The 6,203-nt window shown below is 65.0% G+C and carries 8 protein-coding genes; all 8 read right to left on the bottom strand.

All coding sequences use genetic code 11. From position 1 onward, the window contains the following. Positions 1-190 (bottom strand): dTDP-4-dehydrorhamnose 3,5-epimerase (locus tag FJX73_12520; GenBank protein ID MBM3471593.1); only part of this gene is annotated, 190 nt, incomplete at its 3' end. A gap of 13 nt (positions 191-203) precedes the next feature. Then, positions 204-1,082 (bottom strand): dTDP-4-dehydrorhamnose reductase, encoded by an 879-nt coding sequence (gene rfbD / locus FJX73_12515; GenBank protein ID MBM3471592.1) that lies wholly within the window; start codon positions 1,080-1,082, stop codon positions 204-206. A gap of 170 nt (positions 1,083-1,252) precedes the next feature. Beyond that, positions 1,253-2,317, bottom strand: coding sequence for a glucose-1-phosphate thymidylyltransferase (locus FJX73_12510; GenBank protein ID MBM3471591.1), 1,065 nt, complete (start codon positions 2,315-2,317; stop codon positions 1,253-1,255). Further along, a complete protein-coding gene (locus tag FJX73_12505) occupies positions 2,314-3,120 on the bottom strand; it encodes an ABC transporter ATP-binding protein (protein ID MBM3471590.1) in 807 nt (268 codons plus the stop codon). Before FJX73_12505 ends, FJX73_12510 begins: the two co-directional genes overlap by 4 nt. Position 3,121: 1 nt before the next feature. Then, entirely contained in the window at positions 3,122-3,889 is a 768-nt protein-coding gene (locus FJX73_12500) for an ABC transporter permease (GenBank protein ID MBM3471589.1), read from the bottom strand. After that, entirely contained in the window at positions 3,889-4,401 is a 513-nt protein-coding gene (locus FJX73_12495) for an adenine phosphoribosyltransferase (GenBank protein ID MBM3471588.1), read from the bottom strand. The genes FJX73_12500 and FJX73_12495 overlap by 1 nt, the downstream gene beginning before the upstream one ends. Positions 4,402-4,414: 13 nt before the next feature. Further along, the gene (locus tag FJX73_12490) at positions 4,415-5,401 is read right to left on the bottom strand and encodes an NAD-dependent epimerase/dehydratase family protein (GenBank protein ID MBM3471587.1); all 987 of its coding nucleotides are present in this window, start codon (positions 5,399-5,401) and stop codon (positions 4,415-4,417) included. Next, positions 5,402-6,203 (bottom strand): nucleotidyl transferase (locus FJX73_12485; GenBank protein ID MBM3471586.1); only part of this gene is annotated, 802 nt, incomplete at its 5' end.

The raw sequence follows: 6,203 nt of genomic DNA, 5'->3' as shown, positions 1-6,203 counted from the left end.
AGGAGAAGTAGTCCCATTGACGGGCGTGAAAGTGCCAGGCCTTTATTACTCCGGGGTAGCATGCGGTCACATACGCCTGGCCAAAGCGCCGGAACTCCGGCCAGTCGCTGCGAAGCATCTCCATTAGGTAGCCCCGATCGTCTGGGGTGAGCCTCTGCGGACGCACGAGAACACCTTGGATCAAATCCATCGGTCAGCCCCCATTAACCCTGCGGGCGACTCACACGCAGACGTGCCCGCTGCCGGAGATACCCGCTCAGCGCTTCCTGCCAGGGTGGTAGGTCGTCGGCACCAATCTGTGCAAGCCTCGATCGTGCCAGCACGGAGTAGCTCGGGCGGCGAGCCCGCGCCGAAAACTCCGCGCTGCTGATCGGCTCGATACTCGCGGTAATCCCGCACAGCGCGAGGGCCGTCTTTGCGAACTCAAACCAAGAGCATTGCCCCGCATCCGTGATGTGATACACCCCATAATCGTCACAGGACAGCAGTTCCCCGATCTTTCGAGCAACATCAACGGCCGCAGTCGGCGCGAGCACCTGATCGTCCACAACCCGGATCGGCTGGCCTCGCTCTGCTGCGCGCACTATCTTCTCCACGAAGTTCCCACGCCTGGTGCCTGCGCCTGCCACCCCGTAGAGCCCGGAGGTCCGTATGACGTAGTAACGCCGCACAAGACTGCGCACGAAGAATTCCCCGGCCAGCTTTGAGATTCCATAGACTGAGAGCGGATTTGGAGCATCATCTTCTGAATAGGGACTCGCTTTCCTCCCATCGAAGACATAGTCAGTACTAACATGGACCAGCGTGCAATCGAGATCAGCGCACACCTGTGCTAGGTTGCGCACCGCGTAGGTGTTCACCCAGAAGGCGCGTTCCGGTTCGGTTTCACAGTCGTCGACCCTGGTGAGGGCGGCGGCATTGATGACGACCTCGGGCCGGATCTTGGCTATTGTCCTTCGCGTATACACGAAGTCGCACACATCCAGCTCGAGGCGACCGAATGCCGCGAGATCGTTGCCGGATAGGGCCTGGACCAGCTCATGTCCCAGCTGACCGGTCGCGCCGGTGATCACGATCTTCATGGAGTCCTCCTCAGCATATAGGTCGGGAAGACTCGCCCGCGTTAGCCCCTGGTCTAGACCACAATTGGCCGCAGGGTAGCCGGCAACATTGCACCGTCAACGCCGGATTCGTTGCGCTTGGGCTGATTCCTACTTCGTTCTTCCGGCCGCCCGCCCGGGCCGTCCAAGTCCTACAGCTCGACCTCGGAGTCCTCGCCAACGATGAGCCGGCAGACGCTACGGTTTCCCGGGGCTCGCCGCACGACCGCGTTCTTGCCGAGAAGGCTGTCCTCAAGCCGCGCCACACCGATTACGCGCGCCCCGTCCATCATCACCAGGTGCTCCACCGTCGAGTCCGCCACCAGGCACCCGGAGCCGATGCTGGAGTAGGGACCGACGAACGACCGCTCGATGACGGTACCCTCTCCGATCACAGCAGGACCCCGGACGGTCGAGCCGATTAGGCGCGCGCCAGCGCCCAGTGACACGCGGCCGTCCGCCCGGCTGCTGGGACCAATCTCACCGCGCAGATCGCGCTCGATGCACTCGTCAAGGATGACGCGGTTGGCCTCTAGCAGGTCATCCTTCTTGCCGGTATCCAGCCACCAGCCATTCAAGATCGTACTGTGCACGCGCCTGCCCTGCTCCAGCAGACGCTGGATCGCATCGGTGATCTCGAGCTCGCCCCGATGTGAGGGTTGCAGCGTGTCTATCGCCTGATGGATCTCCGATGAGAAGACATAGACACCTACCAGCGCCAGGCGGCTGGGGGGATCCGCGGGCTTCTCCACCAGGCGTAGCACGCGGCCTGCGCCGTCCACCTCCGCCACGCCGAACAGCCTCGGGTCGGCGACCTCCTTCAGTAGTATCGCCGCATCGGCCCCGGTCTCGGCCAGCGACCGCGTGAAGTCGCGGATCCCCTGCCCGATGAGGTTGTCGCCAAGGTACATCACGAAGGGATCCTCGGCCAGAAAGTCGCGCGCCACCTTGATGGCGTGCGCGAGCCCGAGCGGCTGCGGCTGCACGATGAACGTAAACTGCAGGCACCAGGGATTCGCTTCCAGCGCCGCCCTGATCTGCCCGCCGGTTTCCGGCGAGATGACAACCCCGACCCGCTCTAGGCCCGCGTCGCGCAGGTGCTGCATCACGTAGTGCAGGACGGGCCTGTTGGCCACCGGCACGAGCTGCTTGGCCATGGAGTATGTGAGAGGACGCAGCCGCGTACCCGTTCCACCAGCGAGGACGAGGGCCTTCACGGAAGGCTTCCCGGGCGCGGAGGAAGCTCGGGCCCCAGTGCACGCTCGGCCCCCATTGTCAGGGCGGCGGTGAGTTCCTGGTAGCGGGACTCGACGGCATCAACTGGTCCCAACGCCTGCACCTTCCCGTGCACAAGCAGGCAAGCCCGGTCACAGAGTGAGGCGACCGCACGCATGTTGTGCGATACGAAGACTATCGTGACTCCCCGCGCACGGAACCTCTGCATCCTTTCTTGGCACTTGCGTTGGAACCCTTCGTCTCCGACACTCAGCGCCTCATCTATCAGGAGAATGTCCGGGTCGAGGTGGGCCGCGATCGAAAACCCCAGGCGCGCGTGCATCCCGCTCGAGTAGTTCTTGACCGGCACGTCAATGAAATCCTCGAGCTCGGAGAACTCGACGATCGCCGGGTAGAGCCGGTCGACCTCGCTGCGAGACAGGCCCAGCAGGGAACCGCTCAGGTAGATGTTCTCCGCCCCCGTTAGTTCCTGGTGAAACCCGACGCCAATCTCCAACATTGGTGAAACCCGGCCGCGCACCGTCACGGTGCCGCGGGTTGGATAGTGCGTGCGGGCGACGATGCGTAGCAGCGTGCTCTTGCCCGACCCGTTTGGCCCGATCAGGCCAAGGGTTTCCCCCGGCTGCACGCTGAGCGTCACGTCCTGTAACGCCCAGAAGGTCTCGCGCCGCTCGCGGAGGCGGGAGTCGAAGATGCCCATAATGCGTGACTTTAGTGTTTCGGCGCGATTGTGGCGCAGCACAAAGCGCTTCCAGAGGCTGCATACCTCGATCGCGGGGCTCATCTCAGAGTTCCTCCGCCAGGTACGGAGCCCTGCGCCGGAAGATCGTCCAGCCAACCAGAAGCGTAGCGGCGGCCCAGCCGATCAGCACCAGGAAGTCGCCGGCGCTGGGCGGGCGTCCCCAGTAGGCGATGTCCTGATAGACCGAAACAAAGGACGTCATCGGATTCAGCCTGAAAGCCGTCTGCATTCCGGCGGGCACCATCGAGATATGGTAGACGATCGGCGTCAGCCAGAAAAGCATCGTCAGCCCCACCTCCGTCAGGTGGCGCAGGTCGCGGAAGGCGACAGTCAGCGCCGACAACCCCAGCGCCACGCCGGTGACAAACACCGCCTGCAGCACGAGCACAACCGGGTAGAACACAAGCGTCCAGGGGACAGCCCCCCGTAGCACGAACAGCGACGGCAGGAAGACCGCCAGGGCGAGCATCGTCTGGATGAGGTTGAAGAGCACGGTCGCGGTGGGAAGTATCTCTCGCGGGAAGTGGACCTTCTTGAGCAGCCCGGCATTGACCATGAGAGAGACCGTGGAGGCCGTCGCTGAACCGGCGAAGAAACCCCACGGCAGCAACCCGGCGATCAGGAAGACCGTGAAGTGCTCGATCTGGATCCTAATGATGTACTGGAATGCGACCGAGTAAATCAGGATCAGCGCCAGCGGATTGAGCAGCGACCAGAGTAATCCCAGTGCAGATCCCCGGTACTTGACCTTGAGCTCGGTCGCCACCAGGGCGACGAGCAAGTCGCGGTAGCGGAGGGTGTCGTTCAGCATCAGTAGGTCAGCACCGAAAACAGCTCTGCCCCCTCCAGCGCGCTCCGGCCGTTCAGGAACGTGAGTTCCACCAGGCAGGCCATCCCCACAACCGTGCCGCCCAGGCGCTCGACCAGCCGGCGGGTTGCGCTCAGCGTGCCTCCGGTCGCTATCACGTCGTCCACGATCACTACCCGCTGCCCTGGTGTGATGGCGTCCTCGTGCATCTCCAGCGCCGCCACCCCGTACTCGAGCTGGTACTCCTCGCGTATGGTCTTCCACGGCAGCTTGCCAGGCTTGCGCGCCGGCACGAACGCCGCGCCCAGCCGGAGCGCCAGCGGCGCGGCGAGGACGTAGCCGCGCGCCTCGATCGCCACAATCACGTCCGGCCGCTTGGGCCGGCAGTAGGCCTCGAGCGCGTCCAGCGCATGCGAGAACGCTTCCGGCGACCGCAGCAGGGGGGTGATGTCCCTGAAGATGACGCCCTCGATCGGGAATCCGGGCACGTCGCGTATGTAGGCCTTGAGGTCCACGAACACCACCTCCTCAAGAGGAATGCTGCCGAGAGAAGAAAGCCACGGTGCGCTCCAGGCCCTCTCGAAAGCCGACGACCGGCTCGTACCCAAGAAGCGCGCGGGCCCTGGAGATGTCGGCCTGGGTATGTCTGGCATCTCCCGGGCGGGCTCCTGTGTGCCGCACCTCCACCCGACGCCGGGTAATCTGCGCGACGGCCTCGACCACCTCGAGCAGAGTGAAGCGCTCGCCGCATCCGACGTTCACCGGCTCACCGCGCAGGTCGGGACCGTCGGCCGCCAGGAGACTGGCGGATGTGACGTTGTCCACGTGGGTGAAGTCCCGAGACTGCAGGCCGTCGCCGTGGATCTCCAGCGGCCGGCCCGCCAGTACCCGCGCGATGAACAGCGGTATCACGGCGGCGTATGCCGAATGTGGGTCCTGGAGCGGCCCGAAGACGTTGAAATAGCGAAGAACCGCGGTCGGCAGTCCGTAGATCCGGGAGAACACCCGGCAGTAGTGCTCGCCCGCCAGCTTCGAGGCGGCGTATGGCGATGCCGGCATCGGGATCTGATCCTCCTGCTTGGGGAGGGCCTCGTTGTCGCCGTACACCGAGGACGAAGACGCGTACACGAACCGCCGCACACCTGCCCGGGCGGCGGCGCGCAGCATGTGCAGTGTGCCGGTGACGTTGACCTCGTTCACCCCGACCGGATCCTCCACAGACCGGGGAACCGACCGCATCGCCGCCTGGTGGAGCACGATCTCCACGCCATGGCACGCGCGCTCGCAGACCGCGGGATCGCGGATGTCGCCGCGCACTATCTCAGCGTTGCCGTAACGAACGACGCCGCCGCCCTCTGGCTCGCTGACTTCGCGACCAAGCGCAAAGGCGAGATTCGCGGCGGTCCCTGTAGAGAAGTTGTCCAGCACCCTGACGGGATCCCCGCGACGCGCCAGGGCGCCCACGAGATGGGTGCCGATGAACCCGGCACCGCCGGTCACCAGGTAGAGGGGCATCTATCCGAGTTCGACCTCTGACGAGTCGCCCAGGTTGATCCGCGCCGGCCGCCCGACGACCGAGGCGTGCTCGCCGATGATGGAATGCTCCAGCAGCACGCCGTCCAGCGTGGCGTCGGCGTTCACGATGCTGTCCCTTATGACCGAATGCGAAACGCGCGCGCCCTCGGCCACCGAGGCGTACGGGCCTATCACGGATCCCTCGATCCGGGCCGAAGGATCCACGTACGACGGGGGCAGCACGACCGAACCGTCGGGCACATAGGCCGGCAGCAGCTCGCTGCTGAGCAGCTCTCGGTTCGCCTCCAGCAGCGCCTCGGACGTGCCGCAGTCGTACCAGCCGGTGATGTGGAAGGTGCGCATGCGCTCGCCGGCCTCGACCATCATCTGCAGCGCGTCGGCCAGCCAGTACTCGCCGCGCACAGTCCGCCCCTCGTTGATGAGCCGCTCGAGGCACCCGGCGAGCAGCAGCGGATTCCGAATCAGGTAGACGCCCACAACGGCCAGGTTGCTCTGCGGCACCTCGGGCTTCTCGACCAGGCGACGCACGTGGCCGTCTGAGACCTCCACCACCCCAAAGCGCCGCGCGTCTGCAACCTCGCGCACGCCTATGGCGGATTCCTCGAGCGCCAGCACGCAGGGAAGGTCGGCCTTGATAATGGTGTCGCCCATGATGATCAGGACACCCTCGCCGTCCAGGTGCTGCCGCGCCACGTAGATCGCGTGCCCGTTGCCAAGCGCCTCTCTCTGCACCACGAAGTGCACCGGGATCCGGTAGCGCGCGCGGACGAACTCCTCGCTC

This window comes from Armatimonadota bacterium (assembly GCA_016869025.1).
Taxonomy (GTDB): Bacteria; Sysuimicrobiota; Sysuimicrobiia; order Sysuimicrobiales; family Humicultoraceae; genus VGFA01.
This window is presented reverse-complemented; position numbering and strand designations above follow the sequence as displayed.

What these genes read in the sequence shown, in the direction of transcription:
- rfbD (MBM3471592.1), bottom strand. Translation starts at nt 1,082, where the DNA reads ATGAAGATCGTGATCACCGGCGCGACCGGTCAGCTGGGACATGAGCTG.
- FJX73_12505 (MBM3471590.1), bottom strand. Translation starts at nt 3,120, where the DNA reads ATGAGCCCCGCGATCGAGGTATGCAGCCTCTGGAAGCGCTTTGTGCTG.
- FJX73_12500 (MBM3471589.1), bottom strand. Translation starts at nt 3,889, where the DNA reads ATGCTGAACGACACCCTCCGCTACCGCGACTTGCTCGTCGCCCTGGTG.
- FJX73_12490 (MBM3471587.1), bottom strand. Translation starts at nt 5,401, where the DNA reads ATGCCCCTCTACCTGGTGACCGGCGGTGCCGGGTTCATCGGCACCCAT.